General features: G+C 74.9%; 18 protein-coding genes and 1 pseudogene. 13 read left to right on the plus strand and 6 right to left on the minus strand.

Features of this window, described 5'->3' with window-relative positions; translation table 11 throughout:
* The first annotated feature begins 56 nt into the window (after positions 1–56).
* On the plus strand, positions 57–791 hold the full coding sequence (locus tag O7604_RS15445; RefSeq protein ID WP_269704484.1) for a hypothetical protein: 735 nt from the start codon (positions 57–59) through the stop codon (positions 789–791).
* 87 nt (positions 792–878) lie between these two features.
* Here O7604_RS15445 and O7604_RS15450 read toward each other — a convergent pair whose 3' ends face one another.
* Together O7604_RS15450 and O7604_RS15455 are read right to left on the minus strand one after the other, a co-directional pair.
* Positions 879–1,895 (minus strand): alpha/beta hydrolase, encoded by a 1,017-nt coding sequence (locus tag O7604_RS15450; RefSeq protein WP_269704485.1) that lies wholly within the window; start codon positions 1,893–1,895, stop codon positions 879–881.
* Positions 1,896–2,052: 157 nt separating this feature from the next.
* On the minus strand, positions 2,053–2,463 hold the full coding sequence (locus O7604_RS15455) for an HPF/RaiA family ribosome-associated protein (RefSeq protein WP_269704486.1): 411 nt from the start codon (positions 2,461–2,463) through the stop codon (positions 2,053–2,055).
* A 286-nt stretch (positions 2,464–2,749) separates the two neighbouring features.
* On the opposite strand from O7604_RS15455, the gene ssb reads away from it, so the two are divergent.
* The 3 genes from ssb (at position 2,750) to O7604_RS15470 (ending at position 6,345) form a co-directional block, all read left to right on the plus strand.
* Positions 2,750–3,574: a single-stranded DNA-binding protein gene (gene ssb / locus O7604_RS15460; RefSeq protein WP_269704487.1), complete on the plus strand. Its 825-nt coding sequence runs from the start codon at positions 2,750–2,752 to the stop codon at positions 3,572–3,574.
* A 105-nt stretch (positions 3,575–3,679) separates the two neighbouring features.
* On the plus strand, positions 3,680–4,735 hold the full coding sequence (locus tag O7604_RS15465) for a cobalamin biosynthesis protein (protein WP_281579969.1): 1,056 nt from the start codon (positions 3,680–3,682) through the stop codon (positions 4,733–4,735).
* Positions 4,732–6,345 (plus strand): cobyric acid synthase, encoded by a 1,614-nt coding sequence (locus tag O7604_RS15470; protein WP_281576955.1) that lies wholly within the window; start codon positions 4,732–4,734, stop codon positions 6,343–6,345. Before O7604_RS15465 ends, O7604_RS15470 begins: the two co-directional genes overlap by 4 nt.
* Here O7604_RS15470 and O7604_RS15475 read toward each other — a convergent pair.
* Complete coding sequence (locus O7604_RS15475) at positions 6,339–6,740, minus strand: rhodanese-like domain-containing protein (RefSeq protein ID WP_013288093.1); 402 nt, start codon at positions 6,738–6,740, stop codon at positions 6,339–6,341. The genes O7604_RS15470 and O7604_RS15475 overlap by 7 nt on opposite strands.
* Before the next feature lie 6 nt (positions 6,741–6,746).
* On the opposite strand from O7604_RS15475, the pseudogene O7604_RS15480 reads away from it, so the two are divergent.
* From O7604_RS15480 to O7604_RS15495, 4 genes and pseudogenes are all read left to right on the plus strand, one after another.
* A pseudogene (locus O7604_RS15480) lies at positions 6,747–7,502 on the plus strand (hypothetical protein); the annotation flags it as partial.
* A gap of 24 nt (positions 7,503–7,526) precedes the next feature.
* Positions 7,527–8,891, plus strand: a complete 1,365-nt coding sequence (locus O7604_RS15485; protein WP_269704490.1) for a dipeptidase — start codon at positions 7,527–7,529, stop codon at positions 8,889–8,891.
* A 79-nt stretch (positions 8,892–8,970) separates the two neighbouring features.
* Positions 8,971–9,177, plus strand: a complete 207-nt coding sequence (locus O7604_RS15490; RefSeq protein WP_030273275.1) for a hypothetical protein — start codon at positions 8,971–8,973, stop codon at positions 9,175–9,177.
* A gap of 87 nt (positions 9,178–9,264) precedes the next feature.
* Positions 9,265–10,848: an ATP-dependent DNA ligase gene (locus O7604_RS15495; protein WP_281576957.1), complete on the plus strand. Its 1,584-nt coding sequence runs from the start codon at positions 9,265–9,267 to the stop codon at positions 10,846–10,848.
* Between the two features lie 4 nt (positions 10,849–10,852).
* Here the strand turns inward: O7604_RS15495 and O7604_RS15500 are convergent, their stop codons facing one another.
* Both O7604_RS15500 and O7604_RS15505 read right to left on the minus strand, forming a co-directional pair.
* Positions 10,853–11,524, minus strand: a complete 672-nt coding sequence (locus tag O7604_RS15500; protein ID WP_269704492.1) for a hypothetical protein — start codon at positions 11,522–11,524, stop codon at positions 10,853–10,855.
* Positions 11,525–11,764: 240 nt separating this feature from the next.
* Entirely contained in the window at positions 11,765–12,583 is an 819-nt protein-coding gene (locus O7604_RS15505; protein ID WP_281576958.1) for an SURF1 family protein, read from the minus strand.
* Between the two features lie 134 nt (positions 12,584–12,717).
* Here O7604_RS15505 and O7604_RS15510 point away from each other — a divergent pair, with 134 nt between their 5' ends.
* Positions 12,718–14,088 carry a cobyrinate a,c-diamide synthase gene (locus O7604_RS15510; RefSeq protein WP_269704494.1) on the plus strand — a complete coding sequence of 457 codons (1,371 nt, stop codon included), beginning with the start codon at positions 12,718–12,720 and terminating at the stop codon, positions 14,086–14,088.
* Complete coding sequence (locus O7604_RS15515; RefSeq protein WP_135241673.1) at positions 14,085–14,654, plus strand: GNAT family protein; 570 nt, start codon at positions 14,085–14,087, stop codon at positions 14,652–14,654. The genes O7604_RS15510 and O7604_RS15515 overlap by 4 nt, the downstream gene beginning before the upstream one ends.
* A 124-nt stretch (positions 14,655–14,778) precedes the next feature.
* Here the strand turns inward: O7604_RS15515 and O7604_RS15520 are convergent, their stop codons facing one another.
* On the minus strand, positions 14,779–16,911 hold the full coding sequence (locus tag O7604_RS15520; RefSeq protein WP_269704495.1) for a transglycosylase domain-containing protein: 2,133 nt from the start codon (positions 16,909–16,911) through the stop codon (positions 14,779–14,781).
* A 121-nt stretch (positions 16,912–17,032) separates the two neighbouring features.
* Between O7604_RS15520 and cobC the strand changes: the two genes are divergently transcribed.
* The 3 genes from cobC to cobA are packed head-to-tail and all read left to right on the plus strand — an operon-like array spanning position 17,033 to position 20,441.
* Positions 17,033–18,115 carry an Rv2231c family pyridoxal phosphate-dependent protein CobC gene (gene cobC, locus O7604_RS15525; RefSeq protein WP_281576959.1) on the plus strand — a complete coding sequence of 361 codons (1,083 nt, stop codon included), beginning with the start codon at positions 17,033–17,035 and terminating at the stop codon, positions 18,113–18,115.
* Positions 18,115–19,185: a nicotinate-nucleotide--dimethylbenzimidazole phosphoribosyltransferase gene (gene cobT, locus O7604_RS15530; protein ID WP_281579970.1), complete on the plus strand. Its 1,071-nt coding sequence runs from the start codon at positions 18,115–18,117 to the stop codon at positions 19,183–19,185. Before cobC ends, cobT begins: the two co-directional genes overlap by 1 nt.
* Positions 19,182–20,441 (plus strand): uroporphyrinogen-III C-methyltransferase, encoded by a 1,260-nt coding sequence (cobA, locus tag O7604_RS15535; protein ID WP_281576960.1) that lies wholly within the window; start codon positions 19,182–19,184, stop codon positions 20,439–20,441. The genes cobT and cobA overlap by 4 nt, the downstream gene beginning before the upstream one ends.
* Positions 20,442–20,443 lie beyond the last annotated feature (2 nt).

Raw genomic sequence — 20,443 nt, forward strand, 5'->3', positions numbered from 1 at the left:
ACAGTTCCGGCGGGTCCCGCGCGGGCCAGGCGGGACGCGATCCGTACCCTCGTCGGATGCTGCTCGACCAGGAAACCGAGAACGAGATCGTCTTCGAGCTGTGTCAGCTCCTCGGGCGGGCGATCCTGCCCCTCACCGGCTCGGATGCGCCGGGCGCGCCGGCCGGCGTTCTCGGCACGGCCTTCTTCTACAGCGAGATGGTCGGCGCGACCGACGACGGCGAGGTCGCGCACGAGTGGCTGCTCACCGCCGACGCGCTCACCGACCGGGCGTACGGCGAGATCGGCTTGCGGCCGAGCGTCACCGACCCGGCCGAGGGGGCGGACGAGCCGATCGACCTGCCCGGTTTCGCCGACCACTGGCTGCACCTGCCGGAACTGGGGCTCGCCGCGATGCCGACCGGCGGCCTGCACGGCTGGGCCGACGATCGGGGCTGGCGCTGGCGTACCCAGCAGGTCACCGAGGCGGTGGCCGCGCCGGCCGACGCGGTCGCGCGGATCGGCGCGGCGCCCGCCTCGGCGTTCGTGCTGGCGCTCGGTGTCGGCGACGGCGGGTCGCGGCCGCTGGAAGCGGTGGTCGAGCGGGTCGCCCGGGACGGCGGCGAGGTGCGGGTCACGACGGAACTACCAGCGGGCTACGTGGGCGCGCCGGTGTTCGCGGTCGAGGCCGGGCCGGACGGCGGGCCGGCACTGCGGTGCCTGGGCGTGGTGCTGCCGCCGCGGGCGGGCGGTCACCCGGTCGCCACGTTCGACCGGATCCGCGCCGCGCTCGCGGCGGTCGTCAACGACTGAGCCGACCCCCGGCCCAGCCGACCGACCCTGCCGATCCCTGGGTGGCCGGGCCCGCCGAGCAAGAGGCGGCCGGGTAGCGCGATCGAATCAGCCCTCGGTGGTCGCGTCGGCCGGCCGGCGCGGTGACGGCGGCGTTGTCGGCTCCGGTTCGGTCGGTCCGGCGCGCAGGAATCCCTCCGCCCACCGTCCGACCTCCGCGAAGACCTTCTCGCGTACGCCGGGACTGGACAGCGTGAGGTCGTGCAGCCCGCCGTCGAAGCGGGCCAGCGTGATGTGCCGGCCGAGGCGCGGCGCCCAGCGCACCATGTGCTCGACGTCGAGCACCGCGTCGGCGCCGGTGGCGCTGTCGTGCCACTTGGTGCCCCGGAAGCTACGCGTGGAACAGGCGAGCAGCACCGGCACCGGGATGTCCAGCCCGGCCCGCAGGCGGCGCTGACCGGCGCGAATCGCGTTGATCCAGCCGGCCCGGACCGGGAACCCGGCGAGCGGCTTCCAGGCCAGGTCGTACCGCCACTCGCCCCGGTGGTCGGCGTGCAGGCTCTCGCCGTACACCGTGCCCAGGCCGAACGGCAGGACACGCTGCGGCGCCCTGCGGCCCAGGCGGGAGACGGCGGCCGCGAGGGGCCGGCGGACCATCCAGGGCGCGTTGATGTCGAAGAAGGGGCTGTTGAGCACGATGCCGTCGACCAGGCCGGCGTCGCGGCGGTCGTGCGACCAGAGCGAGATGATCAGGCCGCCGGTCGAGTGCCCCATGGCGAGGAGGGTGTCGTGGCCCTCCTCGGCGCGGATGATCTCGGCGGCGGCGTCCAGCTCGGGGAAGTAGTCGCTCAGGTCGCGGCAGAAGTTCGGGGTCTGGTGCGGGAGCAGGCTGCGGCCGTACTTGCGCAGGTCGAGCGCGTAGAAGTCCCAGCCGCGCTCGGCGAAGAAGTCGGCGACGTGGGTCTGGAAGAAGTAGTCGACGAAGCCGTGCACGTAGAGCACGGCGCGGCCGGTCGGACGGTCGGCGCGCCGCCGCACGAGGGTCGCGACCACCGGCCCCTCGTCGTCGGTGCCCAGCTCGATCGTCCGCCGCTCGTAGGGGGCGCCCAGCACGTCCGGTTCCACGACCGCGACGGTACGCCGCCTCGCTACCCGGCGGTAGGGGTGGTGAAAGGAGGGGGCCCTTGTTAACGCCTCCGGTAGAGGAAGGGCCCCTTGTTAACAACGCCTCGGCGCAGGGCGGCCCGCCCGCCGGCACCGGGCGGGCGGGCCGTGCCGGACGTCAGACGGTTTCGGCGTCCTCGCGCTCGGCGTCCTGCAACGGGGTGCCCTCGGGTTGGTCGACGGCGCGCAGGTGCTTGTTGTGGCGCGGCTCCTGCCGGGTCTTCGCGTCGTTGAGCTTGCGGCGCAGGTCGTCCCGGACGTCGTTGAGCGCGGCGTGCAGATCCTCCTCGGACGAGGTGGTGACGATCTTCTGCCGCCCGGCGATCCAGCACTCCAGGGTCACCTTCTGGCCCCGGGCCTCGCGATCCTTGACGGACACCTCCAGCTCGGTGGCGTCGGCGTGGAAGCCGGCGAGCCGGGCGTCCAGGGTCGCGAACTGTTCGGCGATCCAGTTGCGGTCGCCCTGGGAGAACCCGGCGCCGACCCGCAGGCACTCGGCCACGGTCGCGGGGTTCGCCACGGCGCTCATCGCGCTGCCTCGCGGACGTCTCGGAGAAGCATGGGAGCTCCCTTTCTCTCGGTTGATCAAGTACTTACCCAACCGGCGCGATTCCGGAACGCCTGCTTGCCGGCTCCACTCGATCGTGCGTCTTTGCAGCTCAGGCACGTAGGGCCGGTCGGCCTAGCAGATCGGGACCTTGATCAGGTGGTTGTCCACAGGGCGGCTCGTCATCCACAGGCCCGGGCCGGCGGGTGGCCCCGGGCCGGGCGTCCGGCCGACGCTCACCGGGACAAGTCGATCCCTGGGAGGGGCGATGTTCGATACGTACGTGACGATCGTCGGCAACGTGCTGACCGCGCCGGAGTGGCGCCGGACCACGCAGAGCGGGACGTTGGTGGCCAACTTCAAGGTCGCCTCGACCGCGCGCCGTCTCGACCGCGACAGCGGCCGCTGGGTGGACGGCAACAGCCTTCGGGTACGCGTCAACTGCTGGCGCCGCCTCGCCGAGGGGGTGGCCGCCTCGGTGGCGGTGGGTGATCCGGTGATCGTGGCCGGGCGCCTCTACACGCGGGACTGGACCGACGAGGCGGGCACCCACCGCACGCTCTACGAGCTGGAGGCGGTCGCCGTCGGGCACGACCTGTCCCGGGGCCGCGCCCGCTTCCTGCGTAACCAGCCGCGCGCGGCCACCAGCACGGTCGAGGACGCGGCGGCCGAGCAGCGGGTGCACGGCGAGGCGACCGAGCCGGTGCCGGACGCGCAGGCCCCGGCGACGTTCGACGACCGGCCCTTCGACGACGACTTCCCGCCGCCGGAGTACGGGGGCCGGGTCGGACTGGTCGGCACCGTCGAGCGGGTGGGCGAGCCCGACCCGTTCGACGACCGGCCCGGTGTGCGGCAGGCCGCCGGCTTCGACCCCGGGCCGGGCGGCCCGGAGGGGGACGAGCTGGGCGGCGTGGAGGAGGACGGGCCGGTGACGGCCGAGGACGACGAACTGGGCGAGGTCACGCCGCCGGAGGCCGACGGGCCGGGTGGTGCCGGACCGGGCGAGGGCGAGCCGGGCGGCGCGGGCCCGGGCGGTGCGGGCGGGACCGCGTCGGGGCGCCGGAGCAGGCGGCGTACCCCGGTGCCCGCCTGACTCTTCGTCCGACGGGGGCGCGGGGTGGTGACATCGGCGTCACCACCCCGCGGTACGACTAGGCTGGCCGGCCGGAGGTGGTGACGGGTGCGGCAGGCGACCGCCATGGCGAACGCGACCGGGTTGGTGGCGGGCTACGCGTTCGACGCGCTGCTCGGCGACCCCCGCCGGTGGCATCCGGTGGCCGGCTTCGGCCGGGCGGCCGGTGCGCTGGAACGGCGGGTCTACCGCCCCGACCGGACGGCCGGCGCCGCGTTCACCGCGCTCGCCGTCGGCGCGCCGGTCCTGCTCGGTGCCGCCGCCACGCTGGCGACCCGACGCCACCCGATGGCCCGGGCCGCGCTGGTGGCCGCCGGCACCTGGACGGTGCTCGGTGGGCGCACGCTGCGGCACGAGTCCCGGGTGATGGCACGGTCGCTGGGCCGCGCCGACCTGCCCGCCGCCCGGGCCCGCCTGGGCAACCTCTGCGGGCGCGACCCGTCCGCCCTCGACGAGCCCGAACTCGCCCGCGCCACAGTCGAGTCGGTCGCCGAGAACACCTCCGACGCCGTGGTCGCCCCGCTGGTCTGGGGCGCGGTCGCGGGCCTGCCCGGCCTGCTCGGCTACCGGGCGGCCAACACGCTCGACGCGATGGTCGGTCACCGCTCTCCCCGGTACGCCCGCTTCGGCACCCCGGCGGCCCGGCTGGACGACGCGCTGAACCTGGTGCCGTCCCGGCTCACCGGGCTGCTCACGGTGGCCGTCGCGCCGGTGGCGCACGGGGACCGGGCCGCCGCGTGGCACGTGTGGCGACGGGACCGGGCGGACCACCCGAGCCCGAACGCCGGCCAGTGCGAGGCGGCCATGGCGGGCGCGCTCGGCGTCCGGCTCGGTGGGCGCAACGTCTACTTCGGCCGCGCCGAGACCCGGCCGTTCCTCGGTGACGGGCCCCGCCCCGAGGCACGGCACCTGAAGCGTGCCGCCCGGATCTCCGGCGCGGTGGGTGTGGCGGCGCTCGGCCTGGCCGCGCTCTACCCGGTGACGGTCGGCCGCCTGGCCGGGGCCGCCGGCCGGGCCGCGCTGGGCGCGTTCACCCGGGCGGCCCGTGGCCCGGGCCGGGCGGCTCGCGCTTCGAGCAGCGCGGCCGAGGCGGGCAGCGGGCACCGGGGGAGCGGGCGGTGAGCGGCGGGCTGCTGGTCGCCGGCACCACCTCCGACGCCGGCAAGAGCGTACTCACCGCCGGCATCTGCCGCTGGCTGCGCCGCCGGGGCGTCCGGGTCGCCCCGTTCAAGGCACAGAACATGTCGAACAACTCCGCCGTGGTGGTCGGTCCGGACGGTCGCGGCGGCGAACTGGGCCGCGCCCAGGCGATGCAGGCCGCCGCCTGCGGGCTCGACGCCGACCTGCGGTTCAACCCGGTTCTGCTCAAGCCGGGCAGTGACCACGCCAGCCAGGTGGTGCTGCTCGGCGAGGCGGTGGACACGGTCACCGCCGGCAACTACCACGAGGTACGGGCCCGGCTCGCCACCACGGCGTACGCGGCGCTGGCCGAGTTGCGGGCCGAGTACGACGTGGTGATCTGCGAGGGCGCGGGCAGCCCCGCCGAGATCAACCTGCGTGACGGCGACTACGTCAACATGGGGCTGGCGCGGCAGGCCGAGCTGCCCACGATCGTGGTCGGCGACATCGACCGGGGCGGCGTGTTCGCGTCGATGTTCGGCACCGTCGCCCTGCTCGACGCGGCCGACCAGGCGCTGCTGGCCGGGTTCGTGGTGAACAAGTTCCGGGGCGACCGCGGGCTGCTCCAGCCGGGGCTGGACATGCTGCACCGGGTCACCGGCCGCCCGACGTACGGGGTGGTGCCCTGGGCACTGGACCTGTGGCTGGACGCGGAGGACTCGCTCGCGTACGGGCGGGTGCTCGGCCGGCCGGCCGCGCCCCGGGGCACCGACTGGCTCGACATCGCCGTGGTGCGGCTACCCCGGATCAGCAACGCCACCGACGTCGAGGCCCTCGCCACCGAGCCGGGTGTGCGGGTACGCCTCACCGTCGAGCCGGCCGAACTGGCCGCCGCCGATCTGGTGGTGCTCCCCGGCACCAAGTCGACTGTCGCCGACCTGGCCTGGCTGCGGGAGACCGGCCTGGCCGACGCGGTCCTGGCGCACGCCGCCGCCGGACGGCCGCTGCTCGGCATCTGCGGTGGCTTCCAGATGCTGGGCCGGGCGATCCACGACCCGGTGGAGAGCCGCCGCGGCACCGTACCGGGCCTCGGGCTGCTGCCCCTCGAGATCACCTTCGAACCCCGCAAGACGGTCCGCCGGGCCGAGGGCACCGCCGCCGGTGACGTGCCGGTGCACGGCTACGAGATCCACCACGGCCGGGTCACGGCCGCCGACCCGGGACTCACGCCGCTGCTGCGCTACGCCGACGGCACCGGTGAGGGCGCCCGCCTCGGCGCCGTGCACGGCACGCACTGGCACGGCGCCTTCTCCTCGGACGCGTTCCGCCGCCGGTTCCTGACCGAGGTCGCGGAGGCGGCCGGCCGGACCGGCTTCAAGGTCGCGCCGGACACGTCCTTCGCGGCGGCCCGGGAGCGGACGCTCGACCTGCTCGGCGACCTGGTGGAGGAGCACCTCGACACGGACGCGCTGTGGCGGCTGATCGAGTCCGGCCCGCCGCCGGGACTACCGTTCGTGCCACCCGGCGCGCCACCGGCACCGGGCGTCGTCCGGCCGGCGGCTGTGGGCCCGGCGGCTGTGGGCCCGGCCGCCGTGGAGCGCGCGGCTCAGTAGCGCACGTCGGCCGGGCGGTCGGACATCGGCAGCCCGGCCTCCCGCCAGCCCTGCACCCCGCCGATCATGTCGGTGGCCTGCCGCAGCCCCAGCGTCTGGAGGCTGGCGGCGGCCAGGCTGGAGCTGTACCCCTCCCGGCACACCACGACGATCTCGCGGTCGTACCCGGTGGCCTCCGGGATGCGCCACGCGCTCGCCGGGTCGAGCCGCCACTCCAGCACCGTGCGGTCGATGACGATCGCGCCGGGCAGCTCACCCTCCTCGCGGCGCTGCGCCTCGGTACGCGTGTCGATAAGCAGCGCACCGCCACGGACCGCCTCGACGGTCTCGTGCGGGGTGAGCCGGCGGAGACCGGCGCGGGCCTGTTCCAGGAGGGCGTCGACGCCCGGACACATCACGTCATGGAGCACCCCCCGATGATGCCCAGCGCACCGCGCCGCCGCTCGGCGAAACGGTCCGCCCGGGTCGCAGTTTCCAGCGGACGGGGGAACGTTAGCGTCGGTCGGGTGAACGTGGCCGTGATCGAGGCGTACGCCGGGTTGGCCCGCCGCGTGCTGGCCGGTCCGGCGCGGTTGGGGCGTACCCGGCTGGTCGCCGTCGACGGGCCCAGCGGCGCGGGCAAGAGCCGGTTCGCGACGCGCCTCGCGGACGCCCTCGCGGCGCGGGCGGGCGGCGTGCGTCCGCCGCTGGTGCACACCGACGACCTGCTCGACGGCTGGGACGACCAGCTCACTTTCTGGACCCGGCTGGAGGAGCAGGTGCTCGGCCCGGTGCGGGCCGGCCGGGCAGGCGGCTACCGCCGCTACAGCTGGGTACGCCGCCGCTTCCTGGACCGGGTGGTGCCGGTGCCGGCCGGTCCGGTGCTGATCGTCGAAGGGGTGAGCGCCGCCCGCGCCGCGGTACGCCCCGAGCTGACGCTGTCGGTCCTGGTCACCGCTCCGGCCGAGCTGCGGCTGCGCCGGGCGCTGGCCCGCGACGGCGAGCAGATCCTGCCGGAGCTGCGCCGCTGGCACGCGGGGGAGCGGGCGCACTTCGCCGCCGACGGTACGGCGACGGCGGTGGACCTGGTCGTCGACGGCGCCCCGGACCTGCCGCACGACGCGGATCGCTACTACACACGCGTGGGGCGGCGATCGGGCTCGGCCGACGGGGCCGGGTAAGGCCAGCATACGATTCCGGTCATGACCACTCCGATCCTCTCCGAGTCCGAGGTGCGGGCCGCCGTCGAGCGGGAACTCCCCGGCGTCCGGGCCGACCTCGAGCGACTCGTCCGTATCCCGGGCATCGCCTTCGAGGGCTTCGACCACTCGCACGTGGAGCGCTCCGCCGAGGCGGTGGCGGAACTGCTGCGCGGGTGCGGCCTCGACACGCGGATCGTCCGGTCCGGCGGCCAGCCCGCGGTGATCGGCACGAAGGCGGCCCCGCCCGGCGCGCCCACGGTGCTGATGTACGCGCACCACGACGTGCAGCCGGTCGGCGACCTGTCGCTGTGGGAGTCGGACCCGTTCGAGCCGGTGGAGCGCGACGGCCGCCTCTACGGGCGCGGCGCCGCCGACGACAAGGCCGGCATCATGGCGCACGTCGCGGCGCTGCGCGCGTACGGCGACCGCCTCCCGGTCGGCGTGGTGCTGTTCATCGAGGGCGAGGAGGAGTACGGCTCGGACTCGCTGGAGCGGCTGCTCGCCGAGCACCGCGACGACCTGGCCTCGGACGTCATCGTGATCGCCGACTCCACGAACTGGGACGTCGGCGTACCGGCTCTGACCACCTCGCTGCGCGGCATCGTCAACTGCTTCGTGGAGGTGCGCACGCTCGACCACGCGGTGCACAGCGGCATGTTCGGCGGCGCCGTGCCGGACGCGCTCACCGCGCTGGTGAAGCTGCTCGGCACGCTGCACGACGAGGCCGGTGACGTCGCGGTGGACGGGCTGGTCGGCCACGAGGGCGCCAGCGTCGACTACCCGGAGGACCGGTTCCGCGCCGAGGCCGGGCTGGTCGACGGCGCGACCCTGTTCGGCACCGGGCGGATCACCGACCGGCTCTGGACCAAGCCGGCGCTGGCGATCCTCGGCGTGGACGCGCCGTCCACCGGCGAGGCGCCGAACGCGCTGGTGCCGTCCGCGAAGGCGAAGCTGAGCGTACGGCTGGCGCCGGGCGACGACCCGAAGAAGGCGTACGCGGCGCTGACCGCGCACCTGGAACGGCACGCGCCGTGGGGTGCGCAGGTGTCGGTGACGTTCGAGCACGACGGTGCGCCCTGCGTGATCGACGCCTCCGGACCGATGTTCGACGCGGCCCGGTCGGCGTTCCGGACGGCCTGGGACGGCACCGACCCGGTCGACATCGGGGTGGGCGGGTCGATCCCGTTCATCGCCACGTTCCAGGAGATGTTCCCGCGGGCCGCGATCCTGGTGACCGGTGTGGAGGATCCGCACGCGCGGGCGCACGGCCCGAACGAGAGCCTGCACCTGGGCGAGTTCGCGCGGGTCTGCCTGGCCGAGGCGCTGCTGCTGGCCCGGGTGGCGGAGGCCGGAAACCGCGCCTGAGGTGTCGGAAACCGTAACTTCGGGGCCGATGTCGGAGTTTGTGGTGTGTCGGCGGGCGGGGTGTTATAGCCTTTCGAACATGCGTACGAACGACGAGATGGAGCGGCTCCAGGCCGCCGTCCGTGCTCTGGGGGACGTCGACGTCTCCGCGTGGTCCGAGGACACGCTCAACGAACAGATCGGCGAGCTCTCCGCCGCCCTGGTCACGCTCGACGCGCTGCTCACCCGGGTCGCCGAGGGCGTGCGCGGGCGCGGCCTGCGCATCGAGGAACCGGTCTCGGCCTGACGTCGGCCCGGCGGCCCGGCACACCCGTGTGGTGTGCCGGGTCGCCGGATCCGCCCCGATGTCACAGCCGGCTGGCAGGATGTGGACGTGCGTTTCGCGGAGCTGGCGGCCACCTCGGCCGCGGTCGGCGCCACCAGCGGCCGTCGGGCCAAGGTGGAGCTGCTGGCCGCCGCGCTGCGCGGGCTGGAGCCGGGCGAGATCCCGGCCGGCGCCGGCTATCTCGCCGGTGAGCTGCGTCAGCGCCAGACCGGCGTCGGCTGGGCGGGCCTGCGTGACCTGCCGCCGCCGGCCGCCGAGCCGACGCTCACCGTCGCCGCCGTCGACGCGGCGATCGAGGAGATCTCCCGCGTCGCCGGGACGGGCTCCCAGGCCCGGCGGCGGGAGCTGGTCGGCCGCCTCTTCGCCACCGCGACCGCCGACGAGCAGCGCCTGCTGACCGGCCTGTTCCGGGGCGAGCTGCGCCAGGGCGCACAGGCCGGGCTGCTGACCGACGCGGTCGCGCGCGCCGCCGACGTACCGGTCAGCGCCGTCCGGCGGGCCCTGCTGCTCGCCGGTGACCTGCGGGCGGTGGCGGTCGCGGCGCTCACCGGCGGCGCCGCCGCGCTGGCCGGTTTCGGGCTCCAGGTGGGCCGGCCGCTCGCGCCGATGCTGGCGCAGAGCGCGCCCTCGGTCGACGAGGCGCTCACCGCCACCGGCGTGCCGGCGGTGGTCGACGTCAAGCTCGACGGCATCCGCATCCAGGTGCACCGTTCCGGGTCGGACATCGCGGTCTTCACCCGCAGCCTGGACGACATCACCGGCCGACTGCCCCAGGTGGTGGCCGCCGTGCGCGCGCTGCCCGCCCGTGAGCTGGTGCTCGACGGCGAGGCGATCGGGCTGGACGCCGCCGGGCGGCCGCTGCCGTTCCAGGAGACGTCCAGCCGGGCCGCCCGCCGCACCACGCCCAGCACCACCGGCCAGGTGCCGGTCGCGCCCGCCGTGCTGGCCGCCGCCGAGCGCACCGGCGAACCGGTGCTCACGCCGTACTTCTTCGACCTGCTGCACCTCGACGGCGCCGACCTGATCGACGCCCCCGGCCGGGAGCGGTGGGCGGCTCTGGCCCGCGCGGTCGACGGTTCGTTGCTCGTCGACCGGGTCGAGGTGGACGACGCGGAGCAGGCCGCCACGGCGTTCGCCGCGGCTGTCGACGCAGGCCAGGAAGGGGTGGTGGTCAAGGATCCGGCCGCGCCCTACGACGCCGGCCGGCGCGGCTCGGCCTGGGTGAAGGTCAAGCCGCGGCACACGCTCGACCTGGTCGTCCTCGCGGTCGAGTGGGGCAGCGGCCGGCGGGAGGGCTGGCTGTCCAACCTGCACCTCGGCGCCCGCGATCCACGCACCGGCGAGTTCGTCATGCTCGGCAAGACGTTCAAGGGGCTCACCGACGAGCTGCTGCGCTGGCAGACCGAACGGTTCCTGTCGCTCGCCGTGGAGAAGGGCGACTGGGTGGTGCGGGTCCGGCCGGAGCAGGTGGTCGAGATCGCGTTCGACGGGGTGCAGACCAGCAGCCGGTACCCGGGCGGCATGGCGTTGCGCTTCGCGCGCGTGCTGCGCTATCGCGACGACAAGACCGCCGCCGAGGCGGACACCATCGACGCGGTCCGCGCCATCCACGCCGGCCGGGTCACCGGCTGACGGCTCAGCCCGCCGACAGCGACCGGGCGTAGTTGACCTGGTTGTTGAGCTGCTGCACCTGGAACTGGTCGGTGACCGGGATCCGCGCGACGTACTGGTGCCCGCCGCTGCTCACCGTCACCTGCACGGTGCCGTAGTGCCGCGTCTCCTTGATCAGCAGGAACAGGAGGCTGAACACGGTCAGGCAGAAGAAACCGAGGATCGCGGCGACGACGGCCCACGGCGCGATCTTCTCCTCCTTCTGCCAGAAGTCGGTCACGTACCAGGAGGCGCCGGCGAGCGGCAGGACACCGGCCGGGGTACGGATGACCGGCGGCGTCACCATGATCTCGGCGATCTGCACCGCGACCGCCGACTGCGCGGGCGGCACCGGCCCGGCCGGCGGGTACGGCCCGGGCGCGCCCGCCGACCCGTGGAACGGCGCGACCGCCCCGGCCGGCGGCGCAGGCGGCGCCGAGAACTGGGCGGGCGGCGCGGAGAACTGCGGCGCGGCCGGGAAGTGCGCGGTGGACGGCGGGGCGGGGAACGGCGCGGTGGGCCCCGGGGTGACGGGTGCCTCCGGCGCGGCGATCACCGGGAACTGCTCGGTGGGCGGCGCGACGGCCGGCGGCATGGCCGACCAGGGGTCGTACGCGGGCGGCTCGGCGGCCGGGGGCGTCGTGGCGTCAGAGGTCACCGCGACCCCCACGATTGACGATCATCCGCGGACCCTACCAACGTCCCCGCCGCCCGGTGTGCCGCCGGGATCCACGGCCCGCCCCTGCGCGGAAACCTCATCGCTCGGAACGATATGCCTGAGAGGCATATTTATGCCTCTCAGGCATATCCGTCATGAGGAGTCCTTCGTCGACGGCGGCTACGGCGAGTAACGGGCCCTGTGCCGAGGATCGACGAGGCGGGCCGTGCCCGGTGAGGCTCAGGCGGAGGTCGGGGCGGCCGGTTCGGCGGCGCGGTCCACCGGCTCACCCGGGGTGTCCAGCCCGGCCCGGCGGCGGGCCTCCCGGCGCGCCACCCAGCCGTAGCCGAACAGGCTCATCACCGCGAAGATCCACCACTGCCACACGTAGCCGAAGTTCTGCCAGTTGTTCGTGTGCCCGATCTGAACCGCCTGGAAGGCCGGGTCGGCCGGCGGCGTCTGGCCGTCGAGCAGGACGTAGCCGCCGGTCACCGGGTAGGGGAGCTGCTCGGCCAGGCGCGGGATGTCGATGCGCCGGGCCTCCAGCTTGCCGTCACGCCGGCTGACCGCGCCGCCGCCGCTCTCGCCGGCGACCACCCGGCCGGTCACCGTCACCTCGCCGGCCGGCGCCGCCGGCACCTGCGGCTGGACCGTCGCGCCGGCGCCCGGCACGGGCGGGATCCAGCCCCGGTCGACGAGTACCGCGGTGCCGTCGGCCAGCACCAGCGGGGTGAGCACCTCGAAGCCGACCGTCCGGTCGAGGGTCCGGCCGCGGATCAGGATCGTGTTCGTGCTGTCGTACCGGCCGGTGGCGGTGACCCGGCTCCAGGTGAGCTCCTCCGACGGCGCGGGGCCGACGTCGCCGCCGCTGGGCGCGGGGAGCGCGTCGCGCAGCGGCGCGGGGGTCATGGTGGCCCCGGCGTCGATCCGCTCGTTCACCGCCGTGCGGCCCCGGTAGCGGTCCAGCTGCCAGTTGCCCAGGAACACCATCACCGTGGCGGCGACGAGCGTGAGCGCGAGGTAGCCGAGCCAGCGCGGGGTCAGCAGGAACCGGTACACGTTGGCCAAGGCTACCCGTATGAGCGATGCCACTCGCCGCTGCCAGGCAGAAACGGCGGGGTGCGCGGCCCTCGCACGCCGGGCCGGACGGGTATGGTCACGCGGGCGGAAACCACCCACATCAGGAGTCGATGATGACCGACGTGCCGCGCGTCGTGCTGAGTGCGCCCTCCTCGGGGCACGGCACCGGCGCCGTCTCCCTCGGCCTGCTCGCGGCGCTCACCGACCGGGGGATCCCGGTGGCCGGTTTCAAGGTCGGGCCGGATCAGGTGGACGCGGCGTATCTGGGGCTCGCCGCCGGGCGCGCCGGGCGCACGCTGGACCCGAGACTGGTCGGCCCGGAGCGGATCGCACCCCTCTTCGCGTACGGCGCGAACGGCGCCGGGTTCGCGTTGGTGCAAGGCACGATGGGCCTCTACGACTCGGTCGCCGGGCGACCGGAGAGCGAGTCCACCGCCGCCGTCGCCACCGCGCTGCGCAGCCCGGTGGTGCTCGTGGTGGACGTGGCCGCGATGGGTCAGTCGGTGGCCGCGCTGGTGCACGGCTTCCGGGCGTACGACGACGAGCTGTGGCTGGGCGGCGTGATCCTCAACCGGGTGGCCTCGCCCCGGCACGAGGCGCTGCTGCGCGAGGCGCTCGACGACGTGGGCGTGCCGGTCTACGGGGCGTTGCGCCGGCACGAGCTGCCCCCGGTGCTGCCCGCCCGCCGCTACGGCACCGGGCCCGTGGTGCGCGCCGACGCGGACGCCGAACGCGGCGTCCGCCGGCTCGGTGAGGCGGTCGCCGCGACCGTCGACCTCGACCGGCTGCTGGCGCTGGCCCGCTCGGCGCCCGCGCTCACCGTCGAGCCGTGGTCGCCGGAGCCGGCCGACGGCCCGTCCGAGCCGGGGGAGCGGCCGGTGGTGGCGCTCGCCGGCGGACCGGCCGGCACCTACAGCCACCCGGAGGTCGCCGAGCTGCTGCGTGCCGCCGGCGCCGAGGTGGTCACGCTCGACCCGCTGCGCGACGAGGCGCTGCCCGCCGGGGCCCGCGCGCTCGTCGTCGGTGGCGGGCTGCCCGAGACGTACGCGGAACAGCTCTCCGCCAACCGCCGCCTCTGCATCGCGGTGGCCGAACTGGCCCGCTCCGGCCGTCCGGTGATCGCCGAGGGGGCGGGCCTGCTCTGGCTGGCCCGCGAGCTGGACGGCCTGCCCATGTGCGGGGTGCTCGACGCGGTCGGCACGGTCCGCGACGGCCTGGTGGTCGGCTACCGGACGGCCACCGCGGTCACCGACAGCGTGGTGGCGACGGCCGGCACCACGGTGACGGGGCACAAGCAGCACGCCGCCGTGCTGACGCCGCGCGCCGGTGACCGTCCCGCGTGGCGCTGGGAGGGTGGCAACCCGGAGGGCTTCGTCCGGCAGGCGGTGCACGCCTCGCAGCTCGTGCCGCACTGGGCCGCCCACCCCGGCATCGCGGCCCGGCTGGTGGCCGCCGCGCTGGCACCGGTGGGGGCGTCGGCGTGATCGGTCAGGTGGCGGTACGCCGCTTCCCGGCGCTGACCGTCTCCACCCCGCGCATCGAGGTCCGGCACCTCGTCGCCGCCGACGCGGAGGCGATGGACGAGGTGTTCGCCGACCGGCAGACGCAGCGCTGGTTGCCGCTGGCCGACGCGTCCGGGCAGATCGACGGGCGGGCGTGGTGCACCGAGCTGGCCCGGCAGCGGCGGGACAGCGGCGACGGCGACCACTGGGCGGTGGTCCGCCGGGAGGACCAGCGGGTGGTCGGCTCGCTCTGGGCGCGCCGTACCGACTGGGGTGCCCGGCTCACCGAGCTGTCGTACGCGATCGCGCCGCACGCCCGGGGTTACGGCCTGGCGGTCGAGGCGGTGGACGCGGTGGCCATCGCGCTGATCCTGGAGCACGGGTTCCAGCGGGTGGAGCTGCGGGTGGCGGCCGGCAACGTGGCGTCGCGGCGGGTCGCCGAGAAGGCCGGCTTCAGCTACGAGGGCCTGCTGCGCAACGCCGGGTTCGTCCGCGGCGCCCGGGTCGACCTGGAGCTGTGGTCCTTCGTGGCCGCCGACCTCCGCTGAGCTCAGCCTTTCGCAACGTCGATCAAGGAGTTCGCGTCTGCGGATCGGGCGATCCGTGACGCAAACTCCTTGATCAACTACCCGGGCGCACCCCCGGGCGGAACTGGGTGGTGGGTGGGGCGGGTCAGCCGACTATCTGGTCCGACGGTGGGGTGAACTGGCGGGTGGGCTGGCCCTTCAGGGAGTCCCGCAGGGTCTGCGCTACCGCGTTCACCGGGATCTGCGACTGCCCGTCACCCACGGCGTTGAACGGGTTGTCCGGGTCGGCGATGAAGCTCGCCGCCGCCAGCTCCGGCGTGTAGCCGACGAACCACGCCGACCGGGTGCTGTCCGTCGTACCCGTCTTGCCGGCGACCGGGCGGCCGACCGTACCGCGGACGCTGTCGGCCGTCGACCAGCCGCCGCAGCTTCCCTTGGCCGGGGTGTCGCCGGTCGGGCAGCGCGCCGCGTCGGTGGCGGCCCGGGCCGCGTCGGCGTTCACCACCTGCCGGCACCGGGGCTTCGCCACCTCCCGCTGCACCCCGCCGGGCGTGGTGTACGTGGCGGGCGTGCCGTCCCGGTTCATGATCGCGTTGACCGGGATGGCCTCGCAGTAGCGCCCGTCGGCGGCGATCGCGGCGTACGCGTTCGCCATCTCCAGCGGGGTGGCGTCGGAGACGCCGAGCGTGAACGCGCCCCACTTCTTCGCCTTCCCCGGCGACGCCTGTTCCTTGTCCACGTCGGTACGCCAGCGCAGCCCCAGTTGCTCGGCCAGGCGCACCCCGGCGTCCGCGCCGATCTTCTCCTCCAGTTGGACGAAGTACGTGTTCACCGACTTGCCGAAGCCGGACCACATGGTCTGCCGCCCGGTCATCGCGCCGCTGGCGTTCGACGGCGCCCATCCGTCGTAGACGGCCGACTTGTACGTGTGTGGCGAGTCGTACGCGGTGTTCAGCGGCATGCCGGCGTTGAGCGCGGCGAGCATCGGGAACATCTTGAACGTCGAACCGGCCTGGTAGCCCGGGAGCGTTCCGCCGCCGAGCAGCGGCGCCACCGTGTTCGGGTAGTTCGCCTTGACCTTCGGCCCGGCCTCCGGGTTCGAGCTGTTCGGGTTCTCGGCCAGGTCGAGCGAGTAGTTCCGGTTCACCGCCATCGCCTTGATCCGCCCGGTGCCGGGCTCGGCGACCACGATGCCGTTGGCGAACGGGCTGCCCGTGTTGTCCTTGGCACCGACGTTCTTCTCCGCCGCCGCCTGGGTCTTCGGGTCGAGCGCGAGCACGATCCGGTAGCCGCCGCGGCGCAGCTTGTCCATCCGTTCCAGCCGGTTCTCGCCGAACGCGGGCTGGGAACTCCACCAGTTCTTCAGGTAGTCGCAGTAGAAGCCCCAGCTGCGGTGCCCGCCGTCGATCGCGGCGCAGTCGTTCGGCGGGTCGGTCAGCTTCAGCTTGATCGGCTGGCCCTTGGCCGCGGCGGCGGCGTCCGGCGACAGGTAACCGAGGCGGGCCATGTTGTCCAGCACGTAGTTGCGCCGGCCGGTGGCCTCCTTCTGGTCGGAGGTGATCGGGTCGTACTCCGACGGCGACTTCACCAGCCCGGCGAGCGTGGCCGCCTCGACCGGGGTGAGCGTGGCCGGGGTCTTGGAGAAGAAGATCTGCGAGGCGGCGTAGATCCCGTACGCGCGGTGACCGAAGTAGGCCGAGTTGAGGTAGCGCTCCATGATCTGCTCTTTGCTCAGGTGCTTCTCGATGTCCAGCGCCATGCGCATCTCCTTGACCTTGCGCAGGCTGGTCTGCTGGGTCGCCTCCTGGACCTCCCTGGGGGTGGTCGCGCTGTCCCGCAGCGCCATCCGCACGTACTGCATGGTGATCGTCGAGGCGCCCTGGGAGACGCCGCCGGACCGGGCGTTGGAGACGAAGGCTCGCGCCACGCCCTTCGGGTCGACGCCGTGGTGCTGGTAGAAGCGGTTGTCCTCGGCGGCGACGATCGCCTGCTGGATGTTCGGCGACATGTTCTCGATCTTGGTGTACTGCCGGTACTCCTCGTAGAACATGGTCAGCACGGTCTTGCCGTCCGGCGCGTAGACGTACGAGGTCTCGGCCGGCAACGCGGTCTTGAGGATGTTCGTCTTCTGTTCGATCGCGTGCGCGGTGGCCTTGGCCCCGATGCCGGTGACGGCGACCAGCGGGTACAGGGCGGCGGCGACCACGATGCCGGCGATCAGCCCGGCACGGAGGAGAGGAACGAGACGGCCAGCGGAAGCAAGGGGACGACTGCTCACGGGGTCAAGCTATGACATTTCCGATTCGGAAATGAGAAGAACTCATAAACCGGCGGACCGTGACGCGACCCACGCCGGGATGCGCTGTCCCGGGCGGCGGCTACCCGGCAGGATCGCGGACATGCCCGCACCATCGACCGGGAGCGCCGCCGCGCTCGACGAGCCGGACCTGGGCCACCACGGGGACGCCGAGGTCACCCCCGGCCTGGTGGACCTGGCGGTCAACGTGCGCCGCGCCCCGATGCCGGACTGGCTGGCCGACCCGGTCACCGCCGCGCTGGGCGACCTGGCCGCGTACCCGGACCCGGCACCGGCCCGCGCCGCCGTCGCTCACCGGCACGGGCGACCCCCGGAGGAGGTACTCCTCACCGCCGGCGCCGCCGAGGGTTTCGTCCTGATCGCCCGCGCGTTGTCCGGTGTCCGCCACCCCGTGGTGGTGCACCCGCAGTTCACCGAGCCGGAGGCCGCGCTCCGGGCCGCCGGGCACCGGGTGGACCGGGTGCTGCTCGACCCCGCCGACGGCTTCCGCCTCGACCCGGCCCGCGTCCCCGACGACGCCGACCTCGTCATGATCGGCAATCCGACGAACCCGACCTCGGTCCTGCACCCGGCGGACACGATCGCCGCGCTGGCCCGTCCCGGCCGGGTGCTCGTGGTCGACGAGGCGTTCGCCGACACCACCGCCGCACCCGGCGTCGACGGCGAGCCCGAGTCCCTCACCGGGCGCCGCGACCTCCCCGGGCTGGTGGTGGTGCGCAGCCTCACCAAGACCTGGGGCCTCGCCGGGCTGCGGATCGGCTACCTGCTCGGCGACGCCGCGCTGCTGGCCCGGTTCGCCGCCGCGCAGCCGCTCTGGGCGGTCTCCACCCCGGCGCTCGCCGCCGCCACCGCCTGCGCCACGCCGGCCGCCGTCACCGCCGAACGCGCCATCGCCGCCGAACTCGCCGCCGACCGCGACCACCTGGTGACCCGCCTGTCCGGCCTGCCCGGGGTACGCGTGGCGGGCCGCCCGGCCGCCGCCTTCGTCCTGATCCACGTGGCCGGCGCCGCCGACCTACGCGAGCGGCTGCGCGCGCACGGCTGGGCGGTACGCCGGGGCGACACCTTCCCCGGGCTCGGCCCGGACTGGCTCCGGATCGCCGTACGCGACCGAAGCACCACAGACGCGTTCATCGAGACGCTGGCACGGATCCTGGAGGCATGATGCTGGAGCCCACCGTCGCGGCCGTCCGGCCGCTGGACGAGGCCGCCATGGCGGCGGCCCGCGAGTTGCAGGGGCGGCTGACCAAACCCGCCGGCTCGCTCGGCGCCCTGGAGCCGCTCTCGGTACGCCTCGCCGGGCTGGCCGGCGCCTGCCCGCCGCCGCTGCCCGAGCCGGCCGCGGTGGCGATCTTCGCCGGTGACCACGGCGTGCACGCCCAGGGCGTGACCCCGTGGCCGCAGGAGGTCACCGCGCAGATGATCGCCAACTTCCTGGCCGGCGGCGCGGTGGTGAACGCGTTCGCCCGGCAGGCCGGCGCCTCGGTCACCGTGGTGGACGTCGGTGTGGCAACCCCGATCCCCGGCGCCGAATCCGCCGATCCGGCCGGGCCGCGCCTGGTGTCCGCGAACGTCCGCCCCGGCACCCGCGACATGACTGTCACCGCCGCCCTCACCCGGGACGAGGCCCGTACGGCCGTCGAGACCGGCATCCGGGTCGCCGGCGAGCTGATCGACGCCGGGGCGGGCATCCTGCTCACCGGCGACATGGGCATCGGCAACACCACCCCGTCGGCCACGCTCATCGCCGCGTTCTCCGGCGCGGACGCCGAGGCGGCCACCGGCCGGGGCACCGGGGTCGACGACGAGACGTACGCCCGCAAGGTGGCTGTGGTGCGGGCCGCGCTGGCCCGGCACGAGCCCGACCCGGCCGACCCGCTGGGCGTGCTGGCGAGCGTCGGTGGCCTGGAGCACGCCGCGCTGGCCGGCCTGATCCTCGGCGCCGCCGCCCGCCGGGTGCCGGTGCTGCTCGACGGCGTGATCGCGGTGAGCGCCGCGCTCGCCGCCGCCGCGTTCGCGCCGGACGCCGTGGGCGCCATGGTCGCCGGGCACCGCAGCGCCGAACCCGGCGCCACGGCGGCGCTGCGGCACCTCGGCCTGGAACCGCTGATCGACCTGGGCCTGCGGCTCGGCGAGGGCACCGGGGCGCTGCTCGCCCTGCCGGTGGTCACCGGCGCGGTCCGGGTCCTGCACGAGGTGGCCACGTTCGACTCCGCCGGGGTGGCGGAGAAATGACCGAGCCGGCCGGGCCGACGCCGCCCAGCCCGTACCCCCTGGGGTTGCGGCTGGGCGGACGGCGCGTGGTGGTCGTGGGCGGGGGAGCGGTCGCCACCCGGCGGGTCCCCGCGCTGCTCGACGCCGGCGCGGACGTGCTGCTGGTGTCGCCCGAACTGACCCCGGCGCTGCGCGCGCACGTCGACGCCGGACGGCTGCACTGGGAGCCGCGCCGGTTCGTCCCCGGCGACCTGGACGGCGCGTGGCTGGTCCAGGTGGCGGTGGACGACCGGACCGCCGCCGCTGCCGTCAGCGCGGCAGCGGCCGAGCGGCGCATCTTCTGCGTACGCGCCGACGACCGGACGGCGGCGAGCGCGTGGACCCCGGCGGTGACCCGGCACGGCCCGGTCACCGTGGCGGTCCTCGGCGGCGGCGACCCCCGCCGAGCGATGGCGACCCGAGACGCCATCCGCGCCCTGCTCGGAAGGAAGGGCCCCCTGTTAACGCCTGCGGTAGAGGAAGGGGCCCCTCTTAACACCGGCGGGCGGGTCGCGCTCGTCGGCGCCGGGCCGGGCGACCCGGAGCTGATCACCGTGAAGGGGTGGCGACTGCTCACCGAGGCCGAGGTGGTCGTCGCCGACCGGCTCGTGCCCGGCCTGCTCCTGGACGAACTGCGCCCGGACGTCGAGCTGGTCGACGCCTCCAAGATCCCGTACGGCCCGTCGCGTGCCCAGGAGGAGATCAACCGGATCCTGGTGGACCGGGCCCGGGCCGGCAGGACGGTGGTCCGGCTCAAGGGCGGTGACCCGTACGTCTTCGGCCGCGGCGGCGAGGAGCTGCTGGCCTGTGCCGAGGCGGGCGTGCCGGTAACAGTGGTGCCGGGCGTGAGCAGCGCGATCGCGGTGCCCGAGGTGGCCGGGGTGCCGGTGACACACAGGGGCGTGGCGCACGAGTTCACAGTGGTCTCCGGGCACCTCGCGCCCGACGCGCCCGCGTCGCTGGTGCGCTGGGACGCCCTGGCCGGGCTGCGGGGCACGCTCGTGATCCTGATGGGCCTGAAGAACCTCGCCGCGATCGCCGCGACCCTGATCGCGCACGGCAAGCCGGCGGACACCCCGGCCGCGGTGATCCAGGAGGGCACCACCGCCGCCCAGCGGACGCTGCGCTCCACGCTGGGCGCGGTCGCCGCCGACGTCGAGGCCGCCGCGCTCCGCCCGCCCGCGATCGTCGTGGTCGGCGACGTCGTGCACGCCCTGACCCCCGCCACCCCAACCTGACC

Source organism: Micromonospora sp. WMMA1947 (assembly GCF_027497355.1).
Classification (GTDB): Bacteria; Actinomycetota; Actinomycetes; order Mycobacteriales; family Micromonosporaceae; genus Micromonospora.